The 25,953-nt window shown below is 67.3% G+C and carries 25 protein-coding genes; 13 read left to right on the forward strand and 12 right to left on the reverse strand.

The window, feature by feature from the left end; all coding sequences use genetic code 11:
- Positions 1–3: 3 nt before the first annotated feature.
- Positions 4–1,113: a GGDEF domain-containing protein gene (locus ACAG24_RS03565; RefSeq protein ID WP_370471293.1), complete on the reverse strand. Its 1,110-nt coding sequence runs from the start codon at positions 1,111–1,113 to the stop codon at positions 4–6.
- Positions 1,114–1,230: 117 nt separating this feature from the next.
- Between ACAG24_RS03565 and ACAG24_RS03570 the strand changes: the two genes are divergently transcribed.
- Genes ACAG24_RS03570 through ACAG24_RS03585 form a run of 4 tightly spaced genes read left to right on the forward strand, consistent with a single transcriptional unit; the run spans position 1,231 to position 4,982 of the window.
- Positions 1,231–2,208 (forward strand): metal ABC transporter solute-binding protein, Zn/Mn family, encoded by a 978-nt coding sequence (locus ACAG24_RS03570; RefSeq protein ID WP_370471774.1) that lies wholly within the window; start codon positions 1,231–1,233, stop codon positions 2,206–2,208.
- Complete coding sequence (locus tag ACAG24_RS03575) at positions 2,195–2,974, forward strand: metal ABC transporter ATP-binding protein (protein ID WP_370471294.1); 780 nt, start codon at positions 2,195–2,197, stop codon at positions 2,972–2,974. Before ACAG24_RS03570 ends, ACAG24_RS03575 begins: the two co-directional genes overlap by 14 nt.
- The gene (locus ACAG24_RS03580) at positions 2,971–3,843 is read left to right on the forward strand and encodes a metal ABC transporter permease (RefSeq protein WP_370471295.1); all 873 of its coding nucleotides are present in this window, start codon (positions 2,971–2,973) and stop codon (positions 3,841–3,843) included. The genes ACAG24_RS03575 and ACAG24_RS03580 overlap by 4 nt, the downstream gene beginning before the upstream one ends.
- A gap of 38 nt (positions 3,844–3,881) precedes the next feature.
- Positions 3,882–4,982 (forward strand): Rv3575c family transcriptional regulator, encoded by a 1,101-nt coding sequence (locus tag ACAG24_RS03585; protein WP_370471296.1) that lies wholly within the window; start codon positions 3,882–3,884, stop codon positions 4,980–4,982.
- Here ACAG24_RS03585 and ACAG24_RS03590 read toward each other — a convergent pair.
- From ACAG24_RS03590 to kstR, 3 genes are read right to left on the reverse strand one after another with little or no spacing between them, the layout of a single operon-like run.
- Positions 4,979–5,590 carry a class I SAM-dependent methyltransferase gene (locus ACAG24_RS03590; protein WP_370471297.1) on the reverse strand — a complete coding sequence of 204 codons (612 nt, stop codon included), beginning with the start codon at positions 5,588–5,590 and terminating at the stop codon, positions 4,979–4,981. The genes ACAG24_RS03585 and ACAG24_RS03590 overlap by 4 nt on opposite strands.
- Positions 5,591–5,638: 48 nt before the next feature.
- Entirely contained in the window at positions 5,639–6,397 is a 759-nt protein-coding gene (gene otsB / locus ACAG24_RS03595; protein WP_370471298.1) for a trehalose-phosphatase, read from the reverse strand.
- A gap of 3 nt (positions 6,398–6,400) precedes the next feature.
- Entirely contained in the window at positions 6,401–7,087 is a 687-nt protein-coding gene (gene kstR / locus ACAG24_RS03600; protein WP_024446849.1) for a cholesterol catabolism transcriptional regulator KstR, read from the reverse strand.
- A gap of 196 nt (positions 7,088–7,283) precedes the next feature.
- Between kstR and ACAG24_RS03605 the strand changes: the two genes are divergently transcribed.
- Positions 7,284–9,422, forward strand: coding sequence for an acyl-CoA dehydrogenase family protein (locus ACAG24_RS03605; protein ID WP_370471299.1), 2,139 nt, complete (start codon positions 7,284–7,286; stop codon positions 9,420–9,422).
- On the opposite strand, the gene ACAG24_RS03610 is transcribed toward ACAG24_RS03605, so the two are convergent.
- Together ACAG24_RS03610 and ACAG24_RS03615 are read right to left on the reverse strand one after the other, a co-directional pair.
- Complete coding sequence (locus ACAG24_RS03610; protein WP_370471300.1) at positions 9,419–10,006, reverse strand: hypothetical protein; 588 nt, start codon at positions 10,004–10,006, stop codon at positions 9,419–9,421. The genes ACAG24_RS03605 and ACAG24_RS03610 overlap by 4 nt on opposite strands.
- A gap of 22 nt (positions 10,007–10,028) precedes the next feature.
- A complete protein-coding gene (locus ACAG24_RS03615; protein WP_370471301.1) occupies positions 10,029–11,099 on the reverse strand; it encodes a 2Fe-2S iron-sulfur cluster-binding protein in 1,071 nt (356 codons plus the stop codon).
- Between the two features lie 178 nt (positions 11,100–11,277).
- On the opposite strand from ACAG24_RS03615, the gene hsaA reads away from it, so the two are divergent.
- From hsaA to hsaB, 4 genes are read left to right on the forward strand one after another with little or no spacing between them, the layout of a single operon-like run.
- The gene (gene hsaA, locus ACAG24_RS03620; RefSeq protein WP_370471302.1) at positions 11,278–12,462 is read left to right on the forward strand and encodes a 3-hydroxy-9,10-secoandrosta-1,3,5(10)-triene-9,17-dione monooxygenase oxygenase subunit; all 1,185 of its coding nucleotides are present in this window, start codon (positions 11,278–11,280) and stop codon (positions 12,460–12,462) included.
- A complete protein-coding gene (gene hsaD, locus ACAG24_RS03625) occupies positions 12,462–13,346 on the forward strand; it encodes a 4,5:9,10-diseco-3-hydroxy-5,9,17-trioxoandrosta-1(10),2-diene-4-oate hydrolase (RefSeq protein ID WP_370471303.1) in 885 nt (294 codons plus the stop codon). The genes hsaA and hsaD overlap by 1 nt, the downstream gene beginning before the upstream one ends.
- A gap of 12 nt (positions 13,347–13,358) precedes the next feature.
- Positions 13,359–14,258: an iron-dependent extradiol dioxygenase HsaC gene (hsaC, locus tag ACAG24_RS03630; protein WP_370471304.1), complete on the forward strand. Its 900-nt coding sequence runs from the start codon at positions 13,359–13,361 to the stop codon at positions 14,256–14,258.
- Positions 14,259–14,260: 2 nt separating this feature from the next.
- The gene (gene hsaB, locus ACAG24_RS03635) at positions 14,261–14,827 is read left to right on the forward strand and encodes a 3-hydroxy-9,10-secoandrosta-1,3,5(10)-triene-9,17-dione monooxygenase reductase subunit (protein WP_370471305.1); all 567 of its coding nucleotides are present in this window, start codon (positions 14,261–14,263) and stop codon (positions 14,825–14,827) included.
- Position 14,828: 1 nt separating this feature from the next.
- Here the strand turns inward: hsaB and ACAG24_RS03640 are convergent, their stop codons facing one another.
- From ACAG24_RS03640 to ACAG24_RS03655, 4 genes are all read right to left on the reverse strand, one after another.
- Positions 14,829–15,485, reverse strand: a complete 657-nt coding sequence (locus ACAG24_RS03640; protein WP_370471306.1) for a hypothetical protein — start codon at positions 15,483–15,485, stop codon at positions 14,829–14,831.
- A gap of 150 nt (positions 15,486–15,635) precedes the next feature.
- Positions 15,636–16,031: a hypothetical protein gene (locus tag ACAG24_RS03645; RefSeq protein WP_370471307.1), complete on the reverse strand. Its 396-nt coding sequence runs from the start codon at positions 16,029–16,031 to the stop codon at positions 15,636–15,638.
- Positions 16,032–16,145: 114 nt separating this feature from the next.
- Complete coding sequence (locus ACAG24_RS03650; protein WP_370471308.1) at positions 16,146–16,910, reverse strand: alpha/beta fold hydrolase; 765 nt, start codon at positions 16,908–16,910, stop codon at positions 16,146–16,148.
- 9 nt (positions 16,911–16,919) lie between these two features.
- Positions 16,920–17,879 carry a LysR family transcriptional regulator gene (locus ACAG24_RS03655; RefSeq protein WP_370471776.1) on the reverse strand — a complete coding sequence of 320 codons (960 nt, stop codon included), beginning with the start codon at positions 17,877–17,879 and terminating at the stop codon, positions 16,920–16,922.
- 80 nt (positions 17,880–17,959) lie between these two features.
- Here ACAG24_RS03655 and ACAG24_RS03660 point away from each other — a divergent pair, with 80 nt between their 5' ends.
- Genes ACAG24_RS03660 through ACAG24_RS03670 form a run of 3 tightly spaced genes read left to right on the forward strand, consistent with a single transcriptional unit; the run spans position 17,960 to position 21,980 of the window.
- Positions 17,960–19,342, forward strand: a complete 1,383-nt coding sequence (locus ACAG24_RS03660; RefSeq protein WP_370471309.1) for an MFS transporter — start codon at positions 17,960–17,962, stop codon at positions 19,340–19,342.
- A complete protein-coding gene (locus ACAG24_RS03665) occupies positions 19,339–20,085 on the forward strand; it encodes a 3-hydroxybutyrate dehydrogenase (RefSeq protein WP_370471310.1) in 747 nt (248 codons plus the stop codon). Before ACAG24_RS03660 ends, ACAG24_RS03665 begins: the two co-directional genes overlap by 4 nt.
- Positions 20,070–21,980: an acetoacetate--CoA ligase gene (locus ACAG24_RS03670; protein WP_370471311.1), complete on the forward strand. Its 1,911-nt coding sequence runs from the start codon at positions 20,070–20,072 to the stop codon at positions 21,978–21,980. The genes ACAG24_RS03665 and ACAG24_RS03670 overlap by 16 nt, the downstream gene beginning before the upstream one ends.
- Before the next feature lies 1 nt (position 21,981).
- Here ACAG24_RS03670 and xylB read toward each other — a convergent pair whose 3' ends face one another.
- Together xylB and ACAG24_RS03680 are read right to left on the reverse strand one after the other, a co-directional pair.
- Positions 21,982–23,376, reverse strand: coding sequence for a xylulokinase (gene xylB / locus ACAG24_RS03675; RefSeq protein ID WP_370471312.1), 1,395 nt, complete (start codon positions 23,374–23,376; stop codon positions 21,982–21,984).
- Positions 23,377–23,378: 2 nt separating this feature from the next.
- The gene (locus ACAG24_RS03680; RefSeq protein WP_370471777.1) at positions 23,379–24,560 is read right to left on the reverse strand and encodes an ROK family transcriptional regulator; all 1,182 of its coding nucleotides are present in this window, start codon (positions 24,558–24,560) and stop codon (positions 23,379–23,381) included.
- Between the two features lie 136 nt (positions 24,561–24,696).
- Between ACAG24_RS03680 and xylA the strand changes: the two genes are divergently transcribed.
- Positions 24,697–25,920: a xylose isomerase gene (xylA, locus tag ACAG24_RS03685; protein WP_370471313.1), complete on the forward strand. Its 1,224-nt coding sequence runs from the start codon at positions 24,697–24,699 to the stop codon at positions 25,918–25,920.
- Positions 25,921–25,953 lie beyond the last annotated feature (33 nt).

The following is a 25,953-nucleotide window of genomic DNA, read 5'->3' on the forward strand; positions in this document are numbered from 1 at the left end:
CTGTCAGTTCCGAAGTCGTGACGCGGCCCGGCGCACCAGAGCTCGGTTGCCGCCGTCGCGCTTTGCCTGATACATCGCCGCATCGGCCGTCGCGATGAGACTCTCGATCGCGGACGCGGCGTCGGGAACGGCATCCCACTCCGTCACCGCCGCGCCCACACTGGCCGTCACCGGATGGGGCAGTGCGGCAATCGCCGCGCAGAGCGTCGACGGAAGCAGGTCGGCGGCGGCCGGGGACAGTGTGGCGATGACGAGGAACTCCTCCCCGCCGGCCCGGCCGATGATCGCCGAACCCGGGCTGGACTGACGTAGCGCCCAGCCCACGGAGGCCAGCGCCTCGTCACCGGCGAGATGTCCGTAGGTGTCGTTGAGGTGCTTGAAGTTGTCGAGATCGATCATCACGACGAGCAGTTGCAGCTCGGAGGAGGGTGACGTCAGCAGCGCGGTCGCGCGTTCGTAGAAGGCGCGACGGTTCAGCACGCCGGTCAGCGCGTCGTGGTCAGAACGCACCACGTCGGCGCCCATCGTCCGCACGACTGTCTGAATCACCAGCGGCACAACGATGTTGAGTTCGACGATCAGTCCAAAGCCCGCGATGGCGGCGACGTCGCTGTCATGGGCGGCCAGCAGTCGGGCGGCGCAGATCGCACCGGCCGAGGTGGCTACCAGGAGGTTGAACAGGATGGCCCGCGTGTGGTGGAAGAACGCAAAGTAGGCTCCCGGCACCACCAGGCCCGTGCAGGTCATCAACGCGATCACCGGGTCGGGGTGCATCACGGCGCCCAGCAACACCAGCATGGACCCGAACACGCCCATCAGCAGCGATTGACGCTTCGAAGGCCAGCGCCGCAACCACAGCACGACGTAGGCGATACCCGCAGCGCATGCCGCGGCGCAGACGGTCAGGGTCAGCGCTGAGGCGGTGTCGCGGGTTCCCAGCATCCCCAGCGCCATCAGGATCAGCGCAGCGGACACCACGGCCATCAGGCGGCGGGTCGCGGTCGCGAGCCCACGGGCATGGAGATAGCCGCTGAGCCAGTCGAATTGATCCGCCTGCCGCCACCAGCGCCCGGCAACCTCGATGGTGCGTCGGCGCGAATTTGTCGAGCTCATATAGCGGCCCTCCCCTGATGTCACGGTAGTAGCGGGTGTCGCGGCGTGAGTCCGATTTGAGGCGATGTCGGTTCGCGGCGTGCGATCGCTAATGAAAACGGTTATCGTTGCGGAGTGATGTGTTCGTCTCGAAGGGTGCGTCCGCTGGCTGTGGCCCTGGCCGTTTGTCTGCCGCTCACCCTTGCCGCCTGTGGCGGCACCGACAACGTCGCCTCCGATGGCGCGCAGGGTGACTGCCCGAGTGAACCCGTCGACGTCGTGGTCAGCGTCGACCAGTGGGGCAGCATCGTCTCCCAGCTCGGTGGCGCCTGCGCCAACGTCACGACCGTGCTGGCCGGTTCGTCCGTCGATCCCCACGACTACGAGCCCGCGCCCTCGGACGCCGTCGCCTTCGAAGGCGCCCAGCTCGTGGTTCTCAACGGCGGACATTACGACGAGTGGGCGGCGAAGCTGGCCGAGACGTCGGCTCCCGATGCCGCCGTGATCAACGCGGTCGAGCTCAGCGGTCACGAGGACCACGAGGACCACGAAGGGCACGGAGACGCCGACCACGATCACGAGGCCGCCAACCCGCACGTCTGGTACAACCCCGCCGCGGTCAACGGCGTCAGCGACGCGGTGACCGCGGAGCTCAGCAAGCTCTCGGCCGACGGCGCAGGGTACTTCGCGCAGCGCCGCACCGACTTCGCAGCGTCGATGAAGCCTTACGCCGACACGATCGAGGCGATCAAGAACGGCGCGGCGGGAAAGACCTACGCCGCCAGCGAAAGCGTGTTCGACGACATGGCTGCCGCGCTCGGGCTGGCCAACCGCACCCCCGAGGGTTACCAGGTCGCGGCCGCCAATGAGAGCGAACCCTCACCGGCCGACCTCGACGCGTTTCTCGGGCTGCTGTCCGATCGCGGTGCCGACGTGCTGATCTACAACACCCAGACCGAAGGCTCGGTTCCCGAGCAGATCCGCTCGGCGGCCGAGCAGGCGGGCATTCCGGTTGTCGAGGTCACCGAAACCTTGCCGCCCGAGGCGAAGACGTTCCAGGATTGGCAGGTGGCACAACTCGACGCACTCGCCAAGGCCTTCGATGTCACCACCTGAGTTCGACGCCGCGCTTGAGTTCGACAACGTCAGCGTCGAACGTGCAGGACGGACCGTCTGGTCGGAGTCGAGCTTTCGCATCGACTCCGGCCAATTCGTTGCGATCATCGGTCCCAACGGATCCGGGAAGACCACCCTGCTGCAGGTGATCCTCGGTCTGCTCCCGATCTCGTCGGGTTCGGTCAAGGTCCACGGCGCCCGTCCGGGTACGGTCAACGACGAGATCGGTTATGTGCCACAGAATTACGATGCCAACGCCAACGAGGCCATCCGAGCACGCGATGCCGTGCTGCTCGGCCTGACCGGGCGGCGCTGGGGTTTCTCCCGAACGACGGCGGCCGATAGGAGCCGGGTCGACGAGGCGCTCGGCTGGGTCGACGCGAGGGACCTCGCCGATAGGCGGCTCTCGGACCTGTCCGGTGGCCAGCGACAGCGGATCGCGCTGGCCGGCGCCCTGGTCGCGCGCCCCCGCATGCTGATCCTCGATGAGCCGCTGGCGTCGCTGGACCTTCGGACCCAACACGAGATCGTCGGGGTGCTCGCCCGCCTCAAGCGCGAGCTGGGTGTGACCATCCTGGTGGTCCTGCACGACCTCAACCCGATGCTCACCGTGCTCGACAGCGCGATCTATCTCCTGGACGGGCACGCGCATCACGCCGCGCTCGACAAAGTCGTCGACTCCGCTCTGCTCACCCACATGTACGGCACCAAAATTCAGGTCGCCCACACCCTCCAGGGTGAGCTCTACATGCGGAGCGGGGGATGACCGAGACGGTCGTCGCGCTGGGTTACCAGGACAACTGGCTCCACATCCTCGGCTCCTCCTTCATGCGCAACGCCTGGATGGGCGGCACCATCGTCGCGCTGGTCGCGGGCCTGATGGGCTACTTCATCGTGGTGCGGCACTCCGCGTTCGCCGCCCACGCCCTGGCCCACATCGGGCTGCCCGGCGCGACGGGTGCGGTGCTGATCGGCCTTCCCGCCGTCGCGGGTCTCGGCGTCTTCTGCATCGGTGGGGCGTTGGTGATCGGCGCGCTGGGCAAGCGGACCTCGGATCGTGAGGTCGCCACGGGAACCGTGCTCGCGTTCGCGACCGGCCTCGGGCTGTTCTTCAACTCGCTGGCCACCCGCAATTCCTCGACGCTGACCAACGTGCTGTTCGGCAACCTGCTTGCCATCAGTTCTGGGCAGCTGCTGACGTTCTCCGCACTGCTCGTGCTGACCGCCGCAGGCGTCGCCTTCATCTTCCGACCGCTGTTGTTCACCTCCGTGAACAGCAGAGTGGCCGAAGCCAAGGGCGTTCCGGTGCGCGGGTTGTCGATCGCGTTCACGGTGCTGCTCGGATTGACCGTGACGATGGCGGTCCAGGCGGTGGGCACCCTGTTGCTGTTCGCGCTCGTCGTGACCCCGGCCGCGACGGCGCTGATGCTGACGGCGCGGCCGATTCTGGCCATGGCGGTGTCGGCGGTCATCGGTTTGGCGTCGGTGTGGGCGGGTCTGGTGTTCTCGGCGATGTTCAACATGCCGCCGAGCTTCGTGATCGTGACGATCGCGTGCGCGGTGTGGCTGCTGGTGTGGGCCGGCTCGCGTGCGCCGCGGACGGGCCTGCGGTCTGCGGCGCGCGCGGGTGCGTGACGCGTCGCGCGACACGCCATCCACTAACCTCGGGGAGCATGTCCAGGAGTCCGACGCCACGACGGCGTGCCACCCTGGCGTCCCTTGCCGCTGAGCTCAACGTCTCGCGCACCACTGTCTCCAACGCGTACAACCGTCCCGACCAACTGTCGGCGGAGCTTCGCGAGCGGGTGCTGTCCACCGCCAAGCGGCTCGGGTACCCGGGTCCCGATCCCGTCGCGCGCTCACTGCGCACCCGTCGGGCCGGGGCCGTGGGGTTGGTCATCACCGAGCCCCTGAACTATTCCTTCAGCGATCCGGCCGCCCTTGATTTCGTTGCGGGACTTGCCGAGTCGTGTGAGACGGTCGGCCAGGGCCTGCTGCTGGTCGCCGTCGGGCCCAACCGCAGCGTCGCCGACGGATCGGCGGCCGTGCTCGCGGCAGGGGTGGACGGTTTCGTCGTCTACTCCGCCTCCGACGACGACCCTTATCTCCCGGCGGTGCTGCAGCGACACCTGCCCGTGGTGGTCGTCGATCAGCCCAAGGACGTCCCCGGCGCATCCTGTGTCGGCATCGACGACAGGGCGGCGATGCGCCGCCTCGCCGAGCATGTCATAGAACTCGGGCACCGCGAGATCGGCCTGCTCACGATGCGGTTGGGCCGCGACTGGCCGCACGGCGGTCCACGCCCCGCGCTGGCTGACCCGGACCGGGTGCGTACGCCGCACTTTCACGTCCAGAGCGAGCGGATTCGCGGCGTGTACGACGCGATGACCGCGGCGGGTCTGGACCCGGAATCGCTGACCGTCGTCGAGAGCTACGAGCACCTGCCGACGTCGGGTGGTGCAGGCGCCGACGTCGCCCTCGACGCCAATCCGCGGATCACCGCGCTGATGTGTACGGCAGACGTGCTCGCCCTGTCGGCCATGGACCACCTGCGCGCGAAGGGCATCTACGTACCCGGACAGATCACGGTGACGGGATTCGACGGCGTGCCCGAGGCGCGTCAGCGAGGTGTGACGACGGTGGTGCAGCCCAGCGTCGAGAAGGGCCGTCGCGCAGGGGAAATCCTGCACAGTCCACCGCGGACGGGTCTGCCCGTCGTCGAGATCCTGGACACCGAGGTCGTCCGCGGGCGGACGTCGGGTCCGCCGGCCTAGGGTTTCCTGCGCGCCACGACCACATCGTCGTGCGTGTGTTGGCCGTCGAGGCCGGCGGGGACATCGCGGGGACGGTCACGCTCGACGGTGACGTCCCAGTCGTCGCCGAGAATGCCGACGATGTCGTCGTGGCTGACGTAGTCGGACGGGTCGAACCCGTGTGCCTTCGCCACCTCGAGTTCGACGTTCGCATGATGAACGACCAGCAGTGTGCCGCCGGGGGCGACGGCCCCGAGTAGTGCGCGCTGGGCGTCGTTGCCGGCTGAATGGCGCAGCGCGGGGTAGTGCGCGACGACGAAATCGCTCGGCGCCACCGCGAGATCCTCGATACGGCCGCGCGTCCATCGGACCTCGACGCCGGCGTGCCTGCCGCGGGCTGCGGCCCGGTCCAGGGCGACCTGGGAGACGTCCACCCCCGTCGTCGTCCAGCCGTGCGCGGCAAGCCAGATGGCGTTGGCGCCGATCCCGCAGCCGACGTCGAGCGCGGTTCCCGGTGTGAGGCCCTGCGCGACGCCGATCAGCACTGCGCTCGGGGCGTCGTCGGGCATGCGATCGGCGTAGGTCGTGTACCGCTCGTCCCACTCGGCGGATGCTAGTGAATCACTCATCCTTCCAATGTGATTCGGTTCCGGCGAGATCGCAAACAGTATTGCCGATCAGGCAAGGACCGTCCGGCTGCGGCGGTCGGCGAGGTATTTCAGCGCTGCCGCGACGTCGTCGGGGGAGTCGATGCGGTAGGCGGCCGCGGTGTCACCCGGCCCGACCTTCACGCCGATGTCGGACTCGCCGAGCCGGACGAAGGCCTTCTCGTCGGTGACGTCGTCGCCGAAGAACACGACGGCCGTCGCGTCCTTCTCGCCGCGCAGGATGTCGACGGCCTCACCCTTGTCGGTGGTGACGACCGCGAACTCCAGCACGGCCTTGCCGGTGGTCACGTGCGCGTCCCAGTGCGGCGCCGCGTCCCAGGCGGCGGCCAGCGCAGTCTCTGCGTCGGCGGGGGATGCGTTGCGCACATGCAGCGCGACGCTGGCCGGTTTGGTCTCGACCGTCACGCCGGGCCTGTCGGCCGCGATGGCGTCCAGCCCGTCGGTGATGGCCTGCAGCAGCGCGGTGTCGATCTGGTGGGCGAACCCCGCCTCGAACTCGGCGCCGTGGCTGCCCACGAGATGCACCGCCTCGGGCATCGACGACAGTTCGCGCAGCGTCCGCAGCGCACGGCCGGAGATCAAAGCGGCCGACGTCGCGGGTAGGCCGGCCAGCTCGATCAGCGCAGCAGCCGCCTCCGGGAGCGGACGTGCGTCGGCGGGGTCGTTGACGATCGGGGCCAGCGTGCCGTCGAAATCGGACGTGACGAGCAGGCGGGGCGTGGCGGCCGCCGAGTCCAGCGCGTCGAGCAACTCCGGCGGCAGGGTCACGGCCTAGATCTTAGGCTGGTCGCCGTCTCCGATGAGCAGCCGGACGGCCAGGTCCAGCCGCTTGGCGACGTCGGTCGCCGAGGCCCGCCGGGTCAGCCAGGCCAGCAGGTTCGACAGCCACACATCCGAGATGACGCGCGCGATGTGGTACTGGTCCTCGGTCGGTTCGCCGTCGCTCATGGCCCGCGCGAACATCGAGTCCATCAACTTGCCGACGTGGTCGACCTCACCGGCCGCGGACGCGTCGGCGAACACGAAGGCCCGCGTCATCGCCTCGGTCAGCAGCGGGTTGCGCTGCATCGCCCGGTTCAGCTTGCCGACCATGATGTTGAGGCGCTGATAGGCCGTCGCGCCCGCGGCGAGCGCGGCCCGGTCGGTCTTGGCGTCGATGCGTTCGAACTCCCGGCCCAAGGCGGAGACGAGCAGGTGGACCTTGGACGGGAAGTAGCGGTAGAGCGTGCCGACGGCGACATCGGCGCGTTCGGCCACCGCCCGCATCTGGACGGCTTCGTAGCCGCCCTTCGACGCGATGGCCAGGGTTGCGTCGAGGATGCGCTTGCGGCGCTCACGCTGGGCCTCGGACCCCAGTTCGGATTCGGCCAGCACCGCCACGTTCATGACCTGACGTGGGCGGGAGTCAGAGGGTGACTTTCCCGCGGATATCTCAGACAACTCGGACGTCCCAGACATGCGGCGAGTGGCTCCTTAGTGATGCGATCTCTGAGAAAACGATACGCATGCCGATCACGTTTCTCTCACCTCCGTGCCCACGCGACACCGACGTGTCCTGCTGTAATGGCGGTCGACTTGACGGTCGCACGCTGGCACTATTAGAACACGTTCTAGTGGGAAGCACCGTCTTCTCGCCCAAACGCTAGGAGTCCCGGTGCCCACTGGCCTTTCTCACACCTCGGCTATCGCCACCGATGAGCAGTCCGCCGCCCGAGAACTGGTCCGGACCTGGGCAGCTGCGTCCTCAGCCGTCGACGCGGCGCGCGATGTCGAACAGGGGGACGCCGACGCCTGGCGCGGCCCCTACGGCCGCCTCACCGAACTAGGGATCTTCGGTGTTGCGCTCCCCGAGGAGCACGGCGGGGCCGACGGCACGGTGGCCGACCTGGCCGCGATGGTCGACGAAGCGGCCGCCGCGCTGGTTCCCGGACCGGTGGCGACGACCGCGCTGGCCACCCTGGTGTTGCCGGATTCACACGCCGAACTTCTCGAAGCGCTCGCGACGGGCGAGCGCACGGCGGGCCTCACGCTCGCCGCCGACCTGACCTTCGGCGACGGTCGGGTGACCGGCACCGCGGACTACGTCCTGGGCGCCGACGCCGCCGGGGTGCTGCTGCTGCCGGCCGGTGACGCCTGGCTGCTGGTGGACAGCGCGGCGCAGGGCGTGACGATCGAACCGCTCCAGGCCACCGACTTCTCCCGCCCGCTGGCCCGTGTGGTCCTCGACGGCGCGCCCGCCGAGGAATTGGACGTCCCCGCGCAGCGCGTCGTCGATCTCGCGGCAACGCTGCTGGCCGCGGAGGCGGCCGGGCTCGCCCGCTGGCTGCTCGACACCGCGACCGAGTATGCGAAGGTCCGCGAGCAGTTCGGCAAGCCGATCGGCAGCTTCCAGGCGATCAAGCACATGTGCGCTGAGATGCTGCTGCGCTCCGAGCAGGCCTCGGTCGCCGCCGCCGATGCAGCGCGCGCCGCATCCGACACCGATGCAGCGCAGTTGTCGATTGCGGCGGCGCTGGCGGCGTCGGTGGGTATCGAGGCCGCCAAGGCCAATGCCAAGGATTGCATCCAGGTGCTCGGTGGCATCGGCATCACCTGGGAGCACGACGCGCATCTGTATCTGCGGCGGGCCTACGGCACCGGGCAATTCCTGGGCGGGCGTTCGCGTTGGCTGCGCCGGGTGGCGGACCTGACGCAGCGGGGTGTGCGCAGGGAGTTGCACATCGATCTCGACTCGGTCGCCGACCTGCGGCCCGAAATCGCTTCTGCGGTCGGCGAAATCGCCGCGGCACCCGAAGACGAGCGGCAGGTGGCGTTCGCCGAGACGGGACTGCTCGCTCCGCACTGGCCGAAGCCCTATGGGCGCGCCGCAGGCCCCGCCGAACAGTTGCTCATCGACCAGGAGCTGGCGTCGGCCGGGGTGGTACGACCGGATCTGGTCATCGGCTGGTGGGCCGTGCCGACGATCCTCGAGCACGGCAGCCCGGAACAGGTCGAGCAGTTCGTACCCGCCACGCTGCGGGGTGAGCTGCAGTGGTGCCAGCTGTTCAGCGAGCCGGGCGCGGGCTCGGACCTCGCGGCGCTGCGAATGAAAGCCGTTCGTGCGGACGATGATTCCGGCTGGAAGCTCACCGGGCAGAAGGTGTGGACCTCGGCGGCGCAGAAGGCGCACTGGGGGGTGTGCCTCGCCCGAACCGACCCCGAGGCGCCGAAACACAAGGGCATCACCTACTTCCTGATCGACATGAAGAGCCCGGGCATCGTGATCCGCCCGCTGCGCGAGATCACCGGCGACGAACTGTTCAACGAGGTGTTCTTCGACGACGTCTTCGTGCCCGACGAGATGGTGGTCGGCCAGGTCAACGACGGCTGGCGGCTGGCGCGCACCACACTGGCCAACGAGCGCGTCGCGATGGCCCAGGGCACGGCGCTGGGCAATCCGATGGAGGAGCTGCTGCGCGTGGTTGCGGAGTCGGAAATCGATGGCGCACAACAGGATCAGCTCGGGCACCTGATCGTCACCGCGCAGGTCGGTTCACTGCTCGACCAGCGGATCGCGCAGCTCGCCGTCGAGGGCCAGGATCCGGGCCCGCAGGCCAGCGCACGCAAGCTGATCGGAGTGCGCTACCGGCAGGCGCTGGCCGAGTTCCGGATGGAACTGTCCGAAGGCGGCGGCGTCGTGGTGGACAAGCTGGTCCACGACTTTCTCAACACGCGCTGCCTGACCATCGCGGGCGGCACCGAGCAGATTCTGCTGACGATGGCGGGGGAGCGGCTGCTCGGCCTGCCGCGCTAGCTGAACGTCGTCTGCGCGCAGGCGGTCGGCGTGGTCAGGTTGACCCCGCTGTAGACCACCTGGATCTGGGAGCATGCGATGAAGTCGGCGCTGGTCTGGTTCTGGCCGGTGGCCCAGTCCAGCGGGCGGGAGTCGCCGTCGGTCGTGAAGCGCTGGATGGGTCCGCCGCCGAACGTGGTCACCGAGATCTCGACGTCGCGCAGGCCCTTGTACAGCTTCGACAACACGTTGTCGTGGTTGGCGCCCTTGAGTTCTCGCGGCATGCCGGCCGGTGCGCTGTACCAGGCTTCCTGATAGACATCCCGGTTGGAGCTGCGCAGCGTCACCGTCTGGCGCGCCCACGTGTCGCCGGGGAAACCGGTGGGGCCGTTCGGGCCGAGCAGATTGGCCGAGGTGTTGAAGTAGCACTTGGCCTCGGCCGCGACGCAATTGGCGGTGATGTGCATCTGGATCTGGGTGGCAGGGTCCACGGGGATCGAGGAGACGCCCGTGTTGGACGCGGCGACGGCCGTCGGCGCGCTGGTGAGCGCCGCCATCAACATCGGAGCCAGTGCTGCCGCGCCTGCTGCTGCTAGCCGGTTCATCGTGATGAAGGTAATCCCCTCGCTACTCGTCGAAGGTGACTTCGACCGAATCGGTTTTCGGATGCGCCTGGCAGGCCAGGATCAGGCCCTCGTCGAGGTCCTGCTGCTCCAGCACGTCGTTGACCTCCATCTCGATGTCGCCGGACTTCTTCAGCACCGCGCACGCTCCGCAGTGCCCCTCGCGGCACGAGAACGGCGCGTCCAGACCCTTGTCCAGCAGCACGTCGAGGAGTTTCGCCTTGCGCGGCCACGTCACCTCGTGGGTGGTTCCGTCGAGCGTGACGACGGCCGTGGCCGGGCCTTCGTCGCTGTCGTCTTCTTCGATGGAGACCGCAGCGAACGGATCCGACTCCAGCGACTTGAAGACCTCGATGTGGACTCTCTCGGCGGGCGTGCCCGCGGTCTTGAGCGCTTCCTCGGCCGCGGCCATGAACGGTCCGGGGCCGCAGATGAACGCCTCGCGGGCACTGTACGGCGCGAACATCGCCGACAGCGCTTGCACGGTGGGCAGCCCCTGCACCGACTCCAGCCAGTGGATCGCGGTGAGTCGATCGGGATATTGCGTGCCCAGGTCCCGCAGCGTCTGGGCGAAGATGACGGACTGCTCGTCGCGGTTGGCGTAGACCAGCGTGATCTTGCCGCTGCCCTCCGACAACGCCGACTTCAGGATCGCGAGCATCGGCGTGATGCCGCTGCCCGCCGCGAGGAGCAGGAAGTCGCCGTCGAGGGTGTCGGGGACGAAGGTGCCCGACGGGGCCAGGACGTGCATCCGCATGCCGGCATGAGCGTTGTCGCACAGCCAGTTCGATGCGTAGCCGTCGGCCGTGCGCTTGATCGTGACGGTCAGCGGGTCGCCGGTGAACGGGGAGCTGCACAGCGAGTAGCACCGCGCCACCGAGCCCGTGCGATCGCTCGGGACGCGCAGTGTCAGGAATTGCCCGGGGGCATAGTGCAGTTTCTCGGGTGGAACGGGCGCGTCGGCGGGAGACTTGAACACCAGCGAACGCGAGTCCGCCGTCTCGTCGATGACATCGGCGATCTCGAGCTCGAGCACGTGGCTGCCCAGCGGCTCGTCGGCGGCAACGTCCGTCACAGGACTGAGTCCGTCACAGGAGGGGCCCTCTCTCCACGCTCAAGTCGGTCATAACTAGAACAGGTTACAGAAATGAATGTGTGCAGGTCCAGCGACCACAGGACACCGCTACTCGACACAAATCGTAACGTGTTCTAATCTTTGTTAGGTCAGCTCGCACGCCCCGGGAGGCACACCAGTGACGTCCATTGAACAGCGCGACGCGCAGTCGGTTCTATCCGGTATCGACGATCTGTTGCCGCGGATCGCGAAGCGCGCTGCCGCAGCCGAAGAGCTGCGGCGCCTGCCCGACGAGACGGTGGCCGAGCTCGACGAGGTCGGTTTCTTCAAGCTTCTCCAGCCCGAGCAGTGGGGTGGCCTGCAGTGCGACCCGACCCTGTTCTACGAAGCGGTCCGCCGCATCGCCAGCGCCTGCGGTTCCACGGGCTGGGTGTCGTCGATCATCGGTGTGCACAACTGGCATCTGGCCCTGTTCGACCAGCGGGCCCAGGAAGACGTGTGGGGCAGCGATCCGACGGTGCGGGTGTCGTCCTCCTACGCGCCGATGGGTGCGGGCACCGTCGTCGACGGCGGCTACCTCGTCAGCGGCGCCTGGCAGTGGTCGTCCGGATGCGACCACGCCACGTGGGCGTTCCTGGGCGGGCCGGTGATCAAGGACGGCAAGCCGGTCGACTTCGGCAGCTTCCTGATCCCGCGCTCGGACTACCGCATCGACGACGTCTGGAATGTCGTGGGACTCAAGGCCACCGGCAGCAACACCGTCGTGGTCAAGGATGTCTTCGTCCCGCGCCACCGCTTCCTGTCGTACAAGTCGATGAACGACGGCACCGCCGGCGGCTACGAGAACAACACCGCCCCTGTTTACAAGATGCCGTGGGGCACCATGCATCCCACGACGATCAGCGCGCCCATCATGGGTATGGCCTACGGCGCGTACGAAGCGCATGTCGAACATCAGGGCAAGCGCGTGCGCGCCGCGTTCGCGGGTGAGAAGTCCAAGGAAGATCCGTTCGCGAAGATCAGGATCGCCGAGGCCGCCAGCGACATCGACGCGGGCTGGCGCCAGCTCATCGGCAATGTCGGCGAGGAGTACCGGCTGCTGAAGGCCGGCCAGGAGATCCCGTTCTCGTTGCGCGCCGCCGCCCGCCGCGACCAGGTCCGGGCCACCGCGCGGGCGATCGCGTCGATCGACCTGCTGTTCGAGGCTTCGGGTGCGACGGCGCTGCAGCTCGAGCAGCCGGTCCAGCGATTCTGGCGCGACGCCCACGCGGGCCGCGTTCACGCGGCCAACGAGCCCGAGCGCGCCTACCTGATCTTCGGCAACGATGCGTTCGGTCTGCCGCCTCAGGACACGATGGTCTAGTGACGTCCTTCGCCGCAGAAGCTGCTCAGCAGCAGGAGATCACGTTCGAGTCCACTTCTCGGTACGCGCAGGTTCGTGATGACATGCGCCTGCACTATCACGAGGCCGGCGACCCGTCCGCGCGCACCGTGGTGCTGCTGCACGGCGGCGGGCCGGGCGCGTCGAGTTGGTCGAACTTCGGACGCAACATCCCGGTGCTGGCCGAGCATTTCCACGTGCTCGCCGTCGATCAGCCGGGCTACGGGCACTCGGACAAGCACACCGAGCACGAGCAATACAACCGCTACAGCGCGACCGCGCTGCTGAACCTCTTCGACCACCTCGGCATCGAAAGCGCCGATCTGGTGGGCAATTCGCTCGGCGGCGGTACCGCGGTGCGCTTCGCGCTGGACAACGGCAAGCGGGCGGGCAAGCTCGTGCTGATGGGGCCGGGCGGGTTGAGCGTCAACCTGTTCGCGCCGGATCCGACCGAGGGCGTCAAACTGCTCGGCCGGTTCGCCGCCGACCCGACGCGGGAGAACATCGAGAAGTTCCTGCGCATCATGGTCTTCGACCAGAACATGATCACCCCCGAGCTGGTCGAGGAACGCTTCGCGATCGCCAGCACCCCCGAGTCGCTGGCGGCGACGAAGGCGATGGGGAAGTCATTCGCCGGTGCGGACTTCGAGCTGGGCATGATGTGGCGCGACGTGTACAAGCTGCGTCAACGGGTACTGCTGATCTGGGGTCGCGAGGACAGGGTGAACCCGCTCGACGGTGCGCTGGTGGCGCTCAAGCAGATTCCGCGGGTGCAGTTGCATGTCTTCGGACAGTGCGGACACTGGGCCCAGCTGGAGAAGTTCGACGAGTTCAACAAGCTCACCATCGATTTCCTCAATACGTAAGGGGGACAGATCGTGACGATCAATTCTTTGGGATACCTGCGGATCGAGAGCACCGATGTCGCCGCCTGGCGCGAGTACGGCCTCAAAGTCCTCGGCATGGTCGAAGGTAGCGGGCCGACTGAGGGGGCTCTCTACCTTCGGATGGACGAGTTCCCCGCTCGGTTGATCATCGTCCCGGGCGAGCACGACCGCCTGCTCGAATCCGGGTGGGAGACTGCCAATGCCGCCCAGCTGCAGGACATTCGGTCTCGGCTCGACGTCGAGGGCACGCCGTACAAGGAGGCCACCGCGACTCAGCTGGCGGACCGCCGCGTCGACGAGATGATCATCTTCGACGACCCGTCGGGCAACACGCTCGAGGTGTTCCACGGCGTCGCCCTGGAGCACCGCCGCGTCGTCAGCCCGTACGGCCACAAGTTCGTCACCGAAGAGCAGGGCCTCGGCCACGTCGTGCTCACGACCCGCGACGACGCCGAGACACTGCACTTCTACCGCGACGTCCTCGGCTTCTTCCTTCGTGATTCGATGAAGCTGCCTCCGCAGCTGGTGGGCCGTCCCGCCGACGGCGCGCCGGCCTGGCTGCGCTTCCTCGGCGTGAATCCGCGCCACCACAGCCTTGCGTTCATGCCCGGTGAAACCCCCAGTGGCATCGTGCATCTCATGGTCGAGGTCGGCGAAGCCGACGACGTGGGCCTGTGCCTGGACCGCGCGCTGCGTCGCAAGGTGAAGATGTCGGCGACGCTCGGCAGGCACGTCAACGACAAGATGCTGTCCTTCTACATGAAGACGCCCGGCGGTTTCGACATCGAGTTCGGTTGTGAGGGGCTCGAAGTCGACGACAAGGACTGGGTGGCCCGGGAAAGCACCGCCGTCTCGCTGTGGGGGCACGACTTCAGCGTCGGTTTCAAATAGAGGTGGCGAATCCCCCGATCGATCCACGCACGTTCCGGAACGTGCTGGGGCAGTTTTGCACCGGCATCACCGTGATCACCACCGTCCATGACGGTGCCCCGGTGGGATTCGCATGCCAGTCGTTCGCGGCCCTGTCGCTGGATCCGCCGCTGGTGCTGTTCTGCCCTACGAAGGTGTCGCGGTCCTGGGCGGCGATCGAGGCCAGTGGCAACTTCTGCGTCAACATCCTGCACGAGAACCAGCAGCACGTGTCAGCCCGGTTCGGCTCCCGCGAGCCGGACAAGTTCGCCGGTATCGACTGGAGTCCGTCGCATCTCGGCTCGCCGATCATCGACGGCACGCTGGCGCACATCGACTGCTCGGTGCACTCGGTGATCGACGGCGGCGACCACTACGTGGTGTTCGGTGCGGTGCACTCGCTGTCCGATGTGCCGAAGAAGAAGCCAAGGCCGCTGCTGTTCTACCAGGGGCAGTACACCGGCATCGAGCCCGACAAGAACACGCCCGCCGACTGGCGCAACGACCTCGAGGCGTTCCTCACCGCAACCACCGACGACACCTGGCTCTAGGTCAGGCCGGTTCCAGCAGACCTGGCGCCCAGGCGAAGCCGTTGCCGCCATCCATGTTGGGGACGCTGACGTGGCAGAAAGCGTCGAAGGTGCAGGGTTCCACAAGCGGAACGACAGACGGCGCCCGAAGCGTACCGATCTGACGCTTGCCCGGACCGTCCGGGATGTTGTAGACGTCGACATCTGCCACAACCTTCGCCGACGACTGGCCCGTTCCTTGACCGGTAGAACAGTTCAGCGGTTCGGACGTGTACCACGGCCCCGGGTTCCACAGGTTGATCGGAATGGGAGTTCCCGTCGAGTCTCCCCGTGCGATATCGTCGTCACCGATGGTGCCGGTGAAGTGTGCCGTTCCTTTGTTGTCGTTCCACGTGATTCGCACATCGATGTTGCGACCGCTGATGCTTCCACTGGCTGATCCGTAGGTTCCATTGGTGCCGCTGGGCGGCACGGTAACGACTCCGGGGCCGAGGGATGATCCCTTGGCGTTGATTGTTGTCGTCGTGATGTAATTCCCGAACGCCTGTCTCAACCTCAGGTAGTCGCCGTTGACTGTGCACGAGCTGTCGGCGTGGGCCGGCACCGCTGTCGCAAGCCCTGCAAATACGAGCGCCGATAGAGCCGTCCCCGCCAGTGTGCGGTTGGTTACGCGTGACATGTTGTGTCCTTTCGACTGTTCGGTTCACCGCGGGACGGCTCTTGCCTGAGCGTTCCTCCGTCGCACCCCGAGGCTCGACACCGAAGGTAGAAGTCATGCCGACGTGCGACTTGCGTAGTGGACTACCTGCTTTTGAAACCGAGAACGCTGCTAGCTCGCGCGCTCGCCCGCCTCGGCCACCAGCGACTCCACAGTCGTCAGGTGTGCGGACGGCACCCTGTTCCACAAGAACCGTGCCACCGGGCCGTCGAGCTGTACGAACGTCGCGAAGACAACGCCGTCATCGGTTACCCGCGTCACCAGCTCGCCGGTCAGCCCGGTGCACGAATCTGCCTGCAGCCGAACGTATTCGGAGTCGTTGTGGGCTACGTGCCAACCGGCGATCGTCTCGCCATCGTCGTGCCGCAGCTTGATGCCGAGCAGCGTCCATCCGGTACGCAGGCTCAGTTGTCTGATGAATGAGACGTTTTCGAGGATCTCGCGGGCCCACGGGCGCTGCTCGCCTTCTCGCTCGTCATCGGCGACCACCTGATCGCGGCAGACCATCCAGGCAGCACGCGGCGACGCGTCGTGCAGGACGCCACCCGGCTCCTCCTGGGCTTGTAATCACACGCGTGTGATTACTCCACACTGTGCACAACCCCTGGGGATAACTCCGCCTCAGTCGAGCTGACCTGCGATGAAGTCGGTGATCGCGGCCGCGACGTCGCGGTGCTCGACCTCGTTGAGGATGTCGTGGCGGGCTCGGGGGAACTCGGCAAGCTGCAGCGGGTCGATCTGCTCTGCGTAGGCGCGCACCGCGCCGATCGGGGCTATCGGGTCGATCGCGCCGTGAATCGCCAGCGTCGGCACCGCCAGCGACGGCAGTTCGGCGCCGAACCGGTCCCAGCCGCGGTCGAGTTCACGGGCCAGTGCCGCCCCGTCGGCGTCGACGAACGCCAGCGGGTCGTTGATCATCGCGTCGATGTAGAAGGGATCCGCCGACAGCCAGTCCGGATCGAGGTCGAACGACGTGTCCGCATCGAGGAGTTCGGGGATCGGGACGAGGGGCGCACCGGAGACGACGCCTGCCCTGTACTGCTCCGGATCGTCGAGCAGCCGGAACAGCGTCACGATCGCGCCGAACGAATGGCCCTGCGCGATCAGAGGGACGCTACGCTGCGCCGCGAGCTCCGTGAGCTGATCTGCCAGTGCGGAGCTGTCCTCGATGGTGCCGAAGTCGCCGCGATCGCCGGGGCTCAGGCCATGGCCGAACTGATCGACCGCCCACAGGTCGATGCCTGCGGCGTTCAGTGCGAACCCGTACCGGTGATACACCCCCGTGTGCTCGCCGAAGCCGTGCAGGAAGACCACGGCAGCGGTCGGATCCTCTGCGGCCCAGTGCCGGTAGTAGGCGCGTCCCTTGTCCGTGTCCAGAAATGGCATGGCGCAACGCTATCGCTGATCACGCTCGCCGAGCAGCACGTCGTGCTGTTCGGCGACCCGGTCGCGGATCGCGCCGACGACGGCGGCCACCTCGGGCCTGCGCAGTGTCTCGGCGCGCGTGACGAGCCAGTACGCCAGCCGGATCGACACCTCGGCCGGAAGGACCCGCACGAGGTCGGCGTGCCGGTCGGCCATGAAGCAGGGGAGCAGCCCAATACCCGCGGACGCCCGGGTGGCCTCGACGTGGACGAAGACGTTCGTCGACGTGACGGATTCGCGCATCGCGGGGGCGAAGCTGGCCGCCAGGTCCAAGTCGTCGACCTGCAGCATCGAGTCGATGAAGTACACGAGCGGAAACCTGTGCAGGTCGGCGACATCGGTGGGCGCGCCGTGTCGGGCGAGGAAGTCCTGCGAGGCGTAGAGGCCGAGGCAGTAGTCGCCGAGGCGCAGGGCCTCGGCACGGTGCACCTTGGGTTCGCCGACGACGACCTCGATGTCGAGGCCTGACCGCTGCTGCGTCACGCGGCGCGTCGCGGCGACGATCTCCACCGCCACCTTGGGGTGCTCGCGCTGCACGACGGCGGCAGCGGGCGCGGCGATGTAGGCGGAGAAACCGTCGGTCGCCGAGATCCGCACGACGCCCTCCAGTGCGCGGTGCCCCGCGGCATCGGTGGTCAGCGATCGGACCGCGTTCTCGACCGCCTCGGCAGCGGCGAGTGCTTCGCGGCCGAGGTCGGTCAGCTCCCAGCCACCCGCGACGCGGGCGAGTACACGGCCGCCCATCGCCGCTTCGAGTGCGGCGATTCGCCGACTGATCGTCGTGTGGTTGAGGCCGAGCTCGTCGGCTGCGCTGGTGTATTTGCCGGTGCGGCCCACCGAGAGCAGAACCAAGAGGTCATCCGCGCTGGGGCGCCGACTGGGAACGACCATCTCTGCATTTTTGCAGATACACGCTGCAGTTTTGGCCATTGCTGCGGCGGGTAGCTGCATGAATACTCACTACATCTGTGGCGGTCATCACAGAGTTGCTTCGAGGAGGGGATGCTGCGATGAGCACGCAACAAGACGCTCGGTCGGACGGACCGGGTTCGATCTCGAAAGGCCTCAAACGCGTCGTCGTCGCCTCGATGGCTGGGACGGTCGTCGAGTGGTACGAGTTCTTCCTCTACGGAACGGCCGCTACGCTGGTTTTCAACAAGGTGTTCTTCTCGGAGACCACCAGTGAGCTCAACGCGATCTTTCTTGCGTTCGCGACGTATGCGGTCGGGTTCGTCGCGCGGCCCGTCGGCGGCGTGGTGTTCGGACACTACGGCGACAAGTACGGCCGCAAGAAGCTCCTGCAATTCAGCCTGTTGCTCGTCGGTGTGGCCACCTTCTTGATGGGCTGCCTGCCCACGTTCGGACAGATCGGCTACTGGGCACCCGGATTGCTCGTCGCTCTGCGGTTCATCCAAGGATTCGCGGTAGGCGGCGAGTGGGGCGGCGCGGTGCTGCTCGTCGCCGAGCACAGCCCCGACCGGCAGCGCGGATTCTGGGCCAGTTGGCCGCAGGCCGGCGTGCCGATGGGCAACCTGCTCGCCACCGTCGTGTTGCTGATCCTCACCGGCACGCTGTCGGACGACGCGTTCCTGTCCTGGGGCTGGCGTGTGGCGTTCTGGCTCTCGGCGGTGGTGGTGCTGATCGGCTACTACATCCGTACCAAGGTCACCGACGCTCCGATCTTCGTTGCCGCACAACAGGAAGCAGAACGCATCAAGGCGTCGTCGTACAGCGTCGTCGAGGTCTTGAAGCGCTACCCGCGTGGGGTGTTCACCGCCATGGGTCTGCGCTTCGGCGAGAACATCATGTACTACCTCGTCGTCACGTTCACCATCACGTATCTGAAGGTGCAGGTCGGCACCGACACCAACTCGATCCTGCGCTACCTGCTGGTCGCCCACCTGGTCCACTTCGCGGTGGTGCCGTTGGTGGGGCACCTGTCGGACCGGTTCGGCCGGCGCCCGGTGTACACGGTCGGCGCGATCCTAGGCGCCTCGTGGGGCTTCTTCGCCTTCCCGATGATGAACAGCAACAACTACGTGATCATCACGGCGGCGGTGACCCTCGGCCTGGTCATCCATGCGTTCATGTACGCCCCGCAGCCGGCCATCATGGCCGAGATGTTCCCCACCCGGATGCGGTATTCCGGTGTCTCCCTTGGCTATCAGGTGACGTCGATCGTCGCCGGATCGCTCGCGCCGCTCATCGCGGTGAAGCTGCTCGACATCTACGATTCGCCGGTACCCATCGCCATCTACCTGGCGATCGCGTGCGCTGTCACCCTCATCTCGGTCGTCGTCGCGAGAGAGACCAACGGCATCGACCTGAAGACGCTCGACATCGCCGACGCCGAGGATGTGGCGCGGTCCGAGGGTAGGGAGCGCGTCCTGTGAGCGACCTCAACGGCCGCACCGCGCTGGTGACGGGCGGTGCCAGCGGAATCGGCGCGGCCTGCGCGCGATCGCTGGCCGCCGCGGGCGTCGTCGTCACCGTCGTCGACATCGACGACGTCGGCGCCAAGTCGCTGGCGCAGGAGATCGGCGGAACCGCCTGGACGCTCGACCTTCTCGACGTCGAGGCACTGGAAACACTCGAACTGGAGACCGACATCCTGGTCAACAACGCCGGGGTGCAGAACATCAGTGAGATCGCCGAGTTCCCGCCGGAGAAGTTCCGGTCGATGTTGGCGCTGATGGTTGAGGCGCCGTTCCTGCTGATCCGGGCTGCCCTTCCGTACATGTACCGCAACGAGTTCGGCCGCGTCATCAACATCTCGTCGATCCACGGGCTGCGGGCTTCGCCGTACAAGGTCGCCTACGTCACCGCCAAACACGCCATGGAGGGGCTGTCGAAGGTGACCGCGCTGGAAGGCGGACCGCACGGGGTCACGAGCAACTGCATCAACCCCGGTTATGTCCGCACCCCGTTGGTGACGAAACAGATCGCCGATCAGGCCAGGACGCACAACATCCCCGAAGACCAAGTGGTGTCGGACATTCTCCTCAAGGAGAGCGCGGTGAAGCGCCTCGTCGAGCCAGAGGAGGTGGGCTCGCTGGTCGCGTGGCTGGCGTCGCCGCTCGCAGGCATGGTCACCGGCGCGTCGTACACGATGGACGGCGGATGGAGCGCTCGGTGACGATGACGGTCACCCCGCAATGGACTCCCACTCCGCAGGATGTCGACGGCGCCATCGTCACCGATTTCGCGCGCTTTGCCGAGCAGCGCACCGGAGCGACGTTCCCGGACTATCACACCCTGTGGCAGTGGTCGGTGGACGACATCGAAGGCTTCTGGGCGGCCGTGTGGGACTACTTCGATCTGGGTGAGCGGGCCGAGCACGTTCTCGCAAATCCCGAAATGCCAGGAGCGCGTTGGTTTCCCGAGACCACACTGAACTACGTCGATCAAGTGGTGCGCAATGCGCGCACCGACCGGCCTGCGATTATCTACGTCAGTGAGGACGCGCCCGACCGCGAGATCTCGTGGGCGGAACTTCTCGGCCGTTCCGCGGCGTTTACCGACAAACTCCGTGCGGCAGGTGTGCAGCCCGGCGACCGTGTCGTGGGATACCTTCCGAACAATCCCGAGGCGGTCATCGCGTTCCTGGCGACGGCGAGCCTCGGCGCGGTGTGGAGCGCCTGCGGACAGGACTATTCGGCGAAAGCCGCCCTGGATCGTCTCGGTCAGCTGGAGCCGAAAGTGCTCGTGGCAGCCGACGGGTATGTGTTCGGCGGCAAGCACCGCGACAAGCGCGACGACGTCGCCGCCGTGCAGGCCGGACTGCCGACACTGGTGGCGACGTTCTGGCTCGGCGACCTCACCGACTCCAGCGACACTGCGCTCTGCGGCGTCGCGGTGCCGTTCGAGCACCCATTGTGGATTCTGTTCTCGTCGGGGACGACCGGCCTGCCGAAGGGCATCATCCACGGCCACGGCGGCGTGATGCTGGAACACCTGAAAGCTGTTGCGCTGCAGTCCGACATCGGTCGCGACGACACATTCTTCTGGTTCACCAGCCCCAGCTGGATGATGTGGAACTTCCAGGTGGCAGGTCTCCTGGTGGGGTCGACCATCGTCTGCTACGACGGCAGCCCGTCGGCGGGACGTCCGGATGCACTGTGGGACATCGCTGCCCGAGTTCATGCGACCGTACTGGGCACCAGCCCCGGCTACGTTCTCGGATGCATGAAGGCCGGGGCCGAACCCGCCGAGACCCACGACTTGTCGGCCCTGCGCACCGTCGGAATCACCGGGTCGTCGCTGCCCGCGGCGACGTCGCAGTGGCTGGCCGACCATGTCGGGGTCCAGGTCGCGTCGATCAGCGGCGGTACCGATGTGGTGTCGGCGTTCATCGGCGGCGTACGCACCGTGCCTGTCTGGCCGGGCGAGCTGTCCGCGCCGTTCCTCGGCGTGGCGCTCGACGCATGGGACGACACGGGCAGTCCGGTGCGTGGCGAGGTGGGGGAACTGGTCATCACGAAACCGATGCCGTCGATGCCTGTCGGGTTCTGGAACGATGAAGACGGAAGCCGTTATCAAGCAGCCTATTTCGAGATGTTCCCCGGAGTGTGGCGCCACGGCGACTGGATCACCCTGACCGACCACGGCAGCGTCGTCGTGCACGGCCGCTCGGACTCCACCCTCAACCGGCACGGTATCCGGATGGGCAGCGCGGACATCTACCAGGCTGTCGAGAGCCTGCCCGAGGTGGCCGAGGCGTTGGTGATAGGCGCCGAGCAACCCGACGGCGACTACTGGATGCCGCTGTTCGTCGTGCTCGCCGAGGGCGTCGAACTCACCGACGCGCTGCGCGAGAAGATCAACGAGGCGGTGCGCACCGAGGTCTCGCCGCGGCACGTCCCCGACGAGATCATCCTCGCCCCGGGCGTGCCCCACACCCGCACCGGCAAGAAGCTGGAAGTGCCGGTCAAAAAGCTGTTTCAGGGCGGGGATCCGGCGAAGGTCGTGGAGCGCAGCGCCGTCGACGACCCGGCGCTGCTCGACTGGTACGTGGCGCAGCGCCGCCCCTGACTCACCTCAGCGTGAAATGTTCGGCGGCGCGATACTGCTGGAGCACCTTCGGGGTCGGCGACCCCTCGTAGCGGACCGCCGCATCGGCTGACCAGTCCGGGGGTGATGCGTCGCCCGACAGCACCCATGCCGCCTGGCGTGCCGCGCCGAGTGCCACGTACTCGGCAGGCGGCGGCACGTCGACGGCCCGGCCGAAGACGGCGGGGGCGATGCGCCTCACTGCTTCCGATCGCGCCCCGCCGCCGATGAGGATGATCCGGTCGGCGTCGACGCCCTGCTCGCTGATCTTGTCGATGCAGTAGGCCATCGAGCTCAGCAGCCCCTCCACCGCAGCGCGAGCGATGTTGGCCGAATTGAGGTTTCGCGCGTTCACACCGTGCAGTGCTCCGGCGGCGTGCGGTAGATTCGGCGAGCGCTCGCCCTCGAAGTACGGCACCAGGACGAGGCCGTCGGCGCCGGCGGGCGCAGACAGCGCGAGCTTGTCGAACTCGTCGAAATCCACTTTCAGCATCGCTGCGACGGCCGCGAGGACGGGTGCCCCGTTCAGTGTGCAGACCAACGGCAGCTGGCGGCCGGTGGCGTCGGCGAAGCCGGCGACGATACCGTCCGCGTCGTGCGGTGCGGCATCGCCCACGGTACTGACGACCCCCGAGGTACCCAGTGACACGACGCAGTCGCCGCGCCCGGCAGACAACCCGAGCGCCGCGGCCGCATTGTCTCCGGCGCCGGGGCCGAGGAGCGCGCCGCTGCGGGTCTTGCCTGCCGGTTCTTTCGGTCCGAGCACGCGGGGGACTGCGGGCCGGCGACCGCGGAATGCGAGTTCCAGCAGAGCGCTGTCGTAGGTGCTGCTCTCGGCAGCGAAGTAGCCGGTGCCGCTGGCATCGCTGCGATCGGTGCAGAGCGTCGCGATGTCGGCGGACCCGTTCAGCCGCCATGTCAGCCAGTCGTGGGGCAGGCAGACCGCGGCGGTCGCGTCCGCATGCTGCGGTTCGTGGTCGGCGAGCCAGCGCAATTTGGTGGCGGTGACCGCCGCGACGGGGACGACGCCGGTGCGGCGCGCCCACTCGGCGGCACCTCCGAGTTCCCCGATCAGTTGGTCGGCAGCCTCACTGGAGCGTGTGTCGTTCCACAGCAGCGCGTTTCGCACTACTTCGCCTGCGTCGTCGAGGCACACCATGCCGTGCTGCTGGGCGCCCACCGATACGGCGGACACGTCGTCGAGCCCGCCGGCCTCGTCGAGGGTGCGCTGCAGCGCATCCCACCAGTGCCGGGGGTCGATCTCCGTGCCGTCGGGATGCGGTGAGCTCGCCGACCGCACCACCTTCCCCGTCTCCGCGTCGCAGATGAGGACCTTGCACGACTGGGTCGACGAATCGATACCCGCCACAAGTGCCATTCTCAGTACCTTCCCGGGTCGAGTAGTACGGGTGCGAAAGCGAGTTCGGCTGCGCCGATCATCAACGTGTCCGCACCGAGGGTCGCAGGCACGACGCGCACGAGGTCGCGCGGCGCGCCCATGCTGCGCCGAGTGAGCTCCTCGTGCAGAGCGGTCCCGCCGAATGCCGGAAAGACACGTAGAAAACCGCCGAGCACGATCAGTCGCGGGTTGAGCATGTTGATCGCATTGCCCAGTGCGATCGCCAATGACTTTGCCTGCCGGTTCACTACGTCGCGCTCGGCGAACGTGTGCGCGAACGGGTCGGCTCCTGAGCCGCTGTCCAGTTCGGTGAGCAGACGCGCCAGGGGTGCCTGGGTGACCTCGGTCTCGAGGCACCCGATGCTCCCGCAGTGGCACTGCTCGACCCCGCCCACGTAGGTGTGGCCGAGTTCGCCGGCATATCCCGCGACGCCTTCAAGTAGCCCGCCCGCGACGACGAATCCTGCGCCGATACCGCTCGGGCCGCCGTTGACGTAGATGAGGTGGTCGGCGTTCTGGTGCTTGCCGAACAGGTGCTCGGCGATCGCCCCCGCGTTGGCGTCGTTGGCGGCGTACACCGGATATCCTGTTGCAGCGCTAAGCATCTGGCCGATCTCGACGTCGTGCCAGGCAAGATTGGGTGCCAGTTGGACGACGGACTCTGGTCCGTGCACCAGGCCGGGAACCGCGACACCGACTGCCGTCACCACCTGCTCGCCGTGCAGGCTGCGGCCGATGGTGCCAATCGCCTCGGCGGCGATCGTCACCGTCTCCTCGGGCGTGGGGATGTGGTCGGTGGGCTGCCGGAGAACATCGAGTACGGTGCCACCGAGCGAGACGACGCCGACGGTGACGGCGTCGACCTCCGGGGTGACGGCGATGGCGAGCACCCGGTTGCTGGGACGCACGATGGGGCTCGGCCGCCCGACCTGCGACACCGACGGCGCGGGTGACTCCTCGGCCAGACCCCGCGCGACCAATTCCTCCACGAGATCCTTTGTGGTGGAGCGTGACAGGCCGGTGTGGCGGGTCAGCTCCGACCGGCTGAGGGAACGATGGCGGTGTACCAGCGTCAAGACGCTCGACAGATTGCGCCGCCGAACGTCGTCGGTGCTCGTGCCCACCCGCACGGCCCGACGCTCCTCGGTCGGTTTCACCGGCATCCCGCCCCTCGCCTGCTGGAAATCCAGAGCCTTGACAGTGTCGCAGGCCACATCTTATGTTCGCACGGAGAACAAAAGCATAGATCTCCGCCCGTGGCCCGCTTTTCCCGGAGCCATGATTCATGAGGAGCCACTGATGACCGTCCTGGACTCCGCTGCCACCGCAGCGGACGATCTGACACCGCGTCCGTCCGACAAGTTCTCGTTCGGACTCTGGACCGTCGGCTGGCCCGGCGTCGATCCGTTCGGGGTGGCGACGCGGCCCGCGTTGGATGCGGTGGAGGCGGTCGACCGGCTCGCCGAACTCGGCGCGTACGGGGTGACCTTCCACGACGACGATCTGTTCGCCTTCGGCAGTTCCGACGCAGAGCGCAGGCAGGCGATCGATCGGTTCACTTCTGCCCTCGGCAGGTCCGGCCTCGTCGTGCCGATGGTGACCACCAACCTGTTCACCCAGCCCGTCTTCAAGGACGGCGGGTTCACGAGCAATGACCGCGCGGTGCGGCGGTTCGCGTTGCGCAAGGTGCTGCGCAACCTCGACCTCGCCGCGGAACTGGGCGCACAGACATTCGTCATGTGGGGCGGTCGGGAAGGCGGCGAGTACGACACGGCCAAGGACGTACGGGCGGCGCTGGATCGCTATCGCGAGGCACTGGACCTGTTGTGTGAGTACGTGATCGACCAGGGCAGCGGGTTGAGATTCGCAATCGAGCCGAAGCCGAACGAGCCGCGTGGCGACATCCTGTTGCCGACCGTCGGGCATGCGCTGGCCTTCATCGACACTCTGGCCCATCCCGAGATGGTGGGCGTCAATCCGGAGACGGGCCACGAGCAGATGGCCGGGCTGAACTTCGTGCACGGCATCGCGCAGGCGCTCTACAGCGGCAAGTTGTTCCACATCGACCTGAACGGCCAGCGGGGCATCAAGTTCGACCAGGACCTGGTGTTCGGCCATGGCGACCTGGCCAATGCGTTCGCGCTCGTCGACCTGCTCGAGAACGGCGGACCCGACGGCGGACCTGCCTATGACGGGCCGCGGCACTTCGACTACAAGCCCAGCCGCACCGAAGATGTCAGCGGTGTGTGGGCTTCAGCGGCGGCCAACATGCGGATGTATCTGCTGCTGCGCCGGCGCGCGGCGGCGTTCCGGGCCGACCCTGCCGTCCAGGAAGCGATGGCGGCGGCGAAGGTCGCCGAACTGCGCGCGCCGACGCTGAACGACGGGGAGTCCTACGCCGACCTGATCGCCGACCGGTCGGCCTACGAGGAGTTCGACACCGGTGCCTACTTCGCTGGAAAGGGTTGCGGCTTCGTGACTCTCAACCAGCTGGCCATCGAGCATCTGATGGGCGCGCGGTAAGTCGGACAACACAAAGATCCAGGACCTGTTCGG

It is taken from the genome of Mycobacterium bulgaricum (assembly GCF_041287165.2).
Taxonomy (GTDB): domain Bacteria; phylum Actinomycetota; class Actinomycetes; order Mycobacteriales; family Mycobacteriaceae; genus Mycobacterium; species Mycobacterium bulgaricum.

What these genes read in the sequence shown, in the direction of transcription:
- ACAG24_RS03570 (WP_370471774.1), top strand. Translation starts at nt 1,231, where the DNA reads ATGTGTTCGTCTCGAAGGGTGCGTCCGCTGGCTGTGGCCCTGGCCGTT.
- ACAG24_RS03655 (WP_370471776.1), bottom strand. Translation starts at nt 17,879, where the DNA reads ATGGCCAAAACTGCAGCGTGTATCTGCAAAAATGCAGAGATGGTCGTT.
- ACAG24_RS03610 (WP_370471300.1), bottom strand. Translation starts at nt 10,006, where the DNA reads ATGAACCGGCTAGCAGCAGCAGGCGCGGCAGCACTGGCTCCGATGTTG.
- ACAG24_RS03640 (WP_370471306.1), bottom strand. Translation starts at nt 15,485, where the DNA reads ATGTCACGCGTAACCAACCGCACACTGGCGGGGACGGCTCTATCGGCG.
- ACAG24_RS03585 (WP_370471296.1), top strand. Translation starts at nt 3,882, where the DNA reads ATGTCCAGGAGTCCGACGCCACGACGGCGTGCCACCCTGGCGTCCCTT.
- ACAG24_RS03575 (WP_370471294.1), top strand. Translation starts at nt 2,195, where the DNA reads ATGTCACCACCTGAGTTCGACGCCGCGCTTGAGTTCGACAACGTCAGC.
- xylB (WP_370471312.1), bottom strand. Translation starts at nt 23,376, where the DNA reads ATGGCACTTGTGGCGGGTATCGATTCGTCGACCCAGTCGTGCAAGGTC.
- ACAG24_RS03650 (WP_370471308.1), bottom strand. Translation starts at nt 16,910, where the DNA reads ATGCCATTTCTGGACACGGACAAGGGACGCGCCTACTACCGGCACTGG.
- ACAG24_RS03565 (WP_370471293.1), bottom strand. Translation starts at nt 1,113, where the DNA reads ATGAGCTCGACAAATTCGCGCCGACGCACCATCGAGGTTGCCGGGCGC.
- ACAG24_RS03580 (WP_370471295.1), top strand. Translation starts at nt 2,971, where the DNA reads ATGACCGAGACGGTCGTCGCGCTGGGTTACCAGGACAACTGGCTCCAC.
- ACAG24_RS03590 (WP_370471297.1), bottom strand. Translation starts at nt 5,590, where the DNA reads ATGAGTGATTCACTAGCATCCGCCGAGTGGGACGAGCGGTACACGACC.
- xylA (WP_370471313.1), top strand. Translation starts at nt 24,697, where the DNA reads ATGACCGTCCTGGACTCCGCTGCCACCGCAGCGGACGATCTGACACCG.
- ACAG24_RS03680 (WP_370471777.1), bottom strand. Translation starts at nt 24,560, where the DNA reads ATGCCGGTGAAACCGACCGAGGAGCGTCGGGCCGTGCGGGTGGGCACG.
- kstR (WP_024446849.1), bottom strand. Translation starts at nt 7,087, where the DNA reads ATGTCTGGGACGTCCGAGTTGTCTGAGATATCCGCGGGAAAGTCACCC.
- ACAG24_RS03645 (WP_370471307.1), bottom strand. Translation starts at nt 16,031, where the DNA reads ATGGTCTGCCGCGATCAGGTGGTCGCCGATGACGAGCGAGAAGGCGAG.
- ACAG24_RS03660 (WP_370471309.1), top strand. Translation starts at nt 17,960, where the DNA reads ATGAGCACGCAACAAGACGCTCGGTCGGACGGACCGGGTTCGATCTCG.
- ACAG24_RS03670 (WP_370471311.1), top strand. Translation starts at nt 20,070, where the DNA reads ATGGAGCGCTCGGTGACGATGACGGTCACCCCGCAATGGACTCCCACT.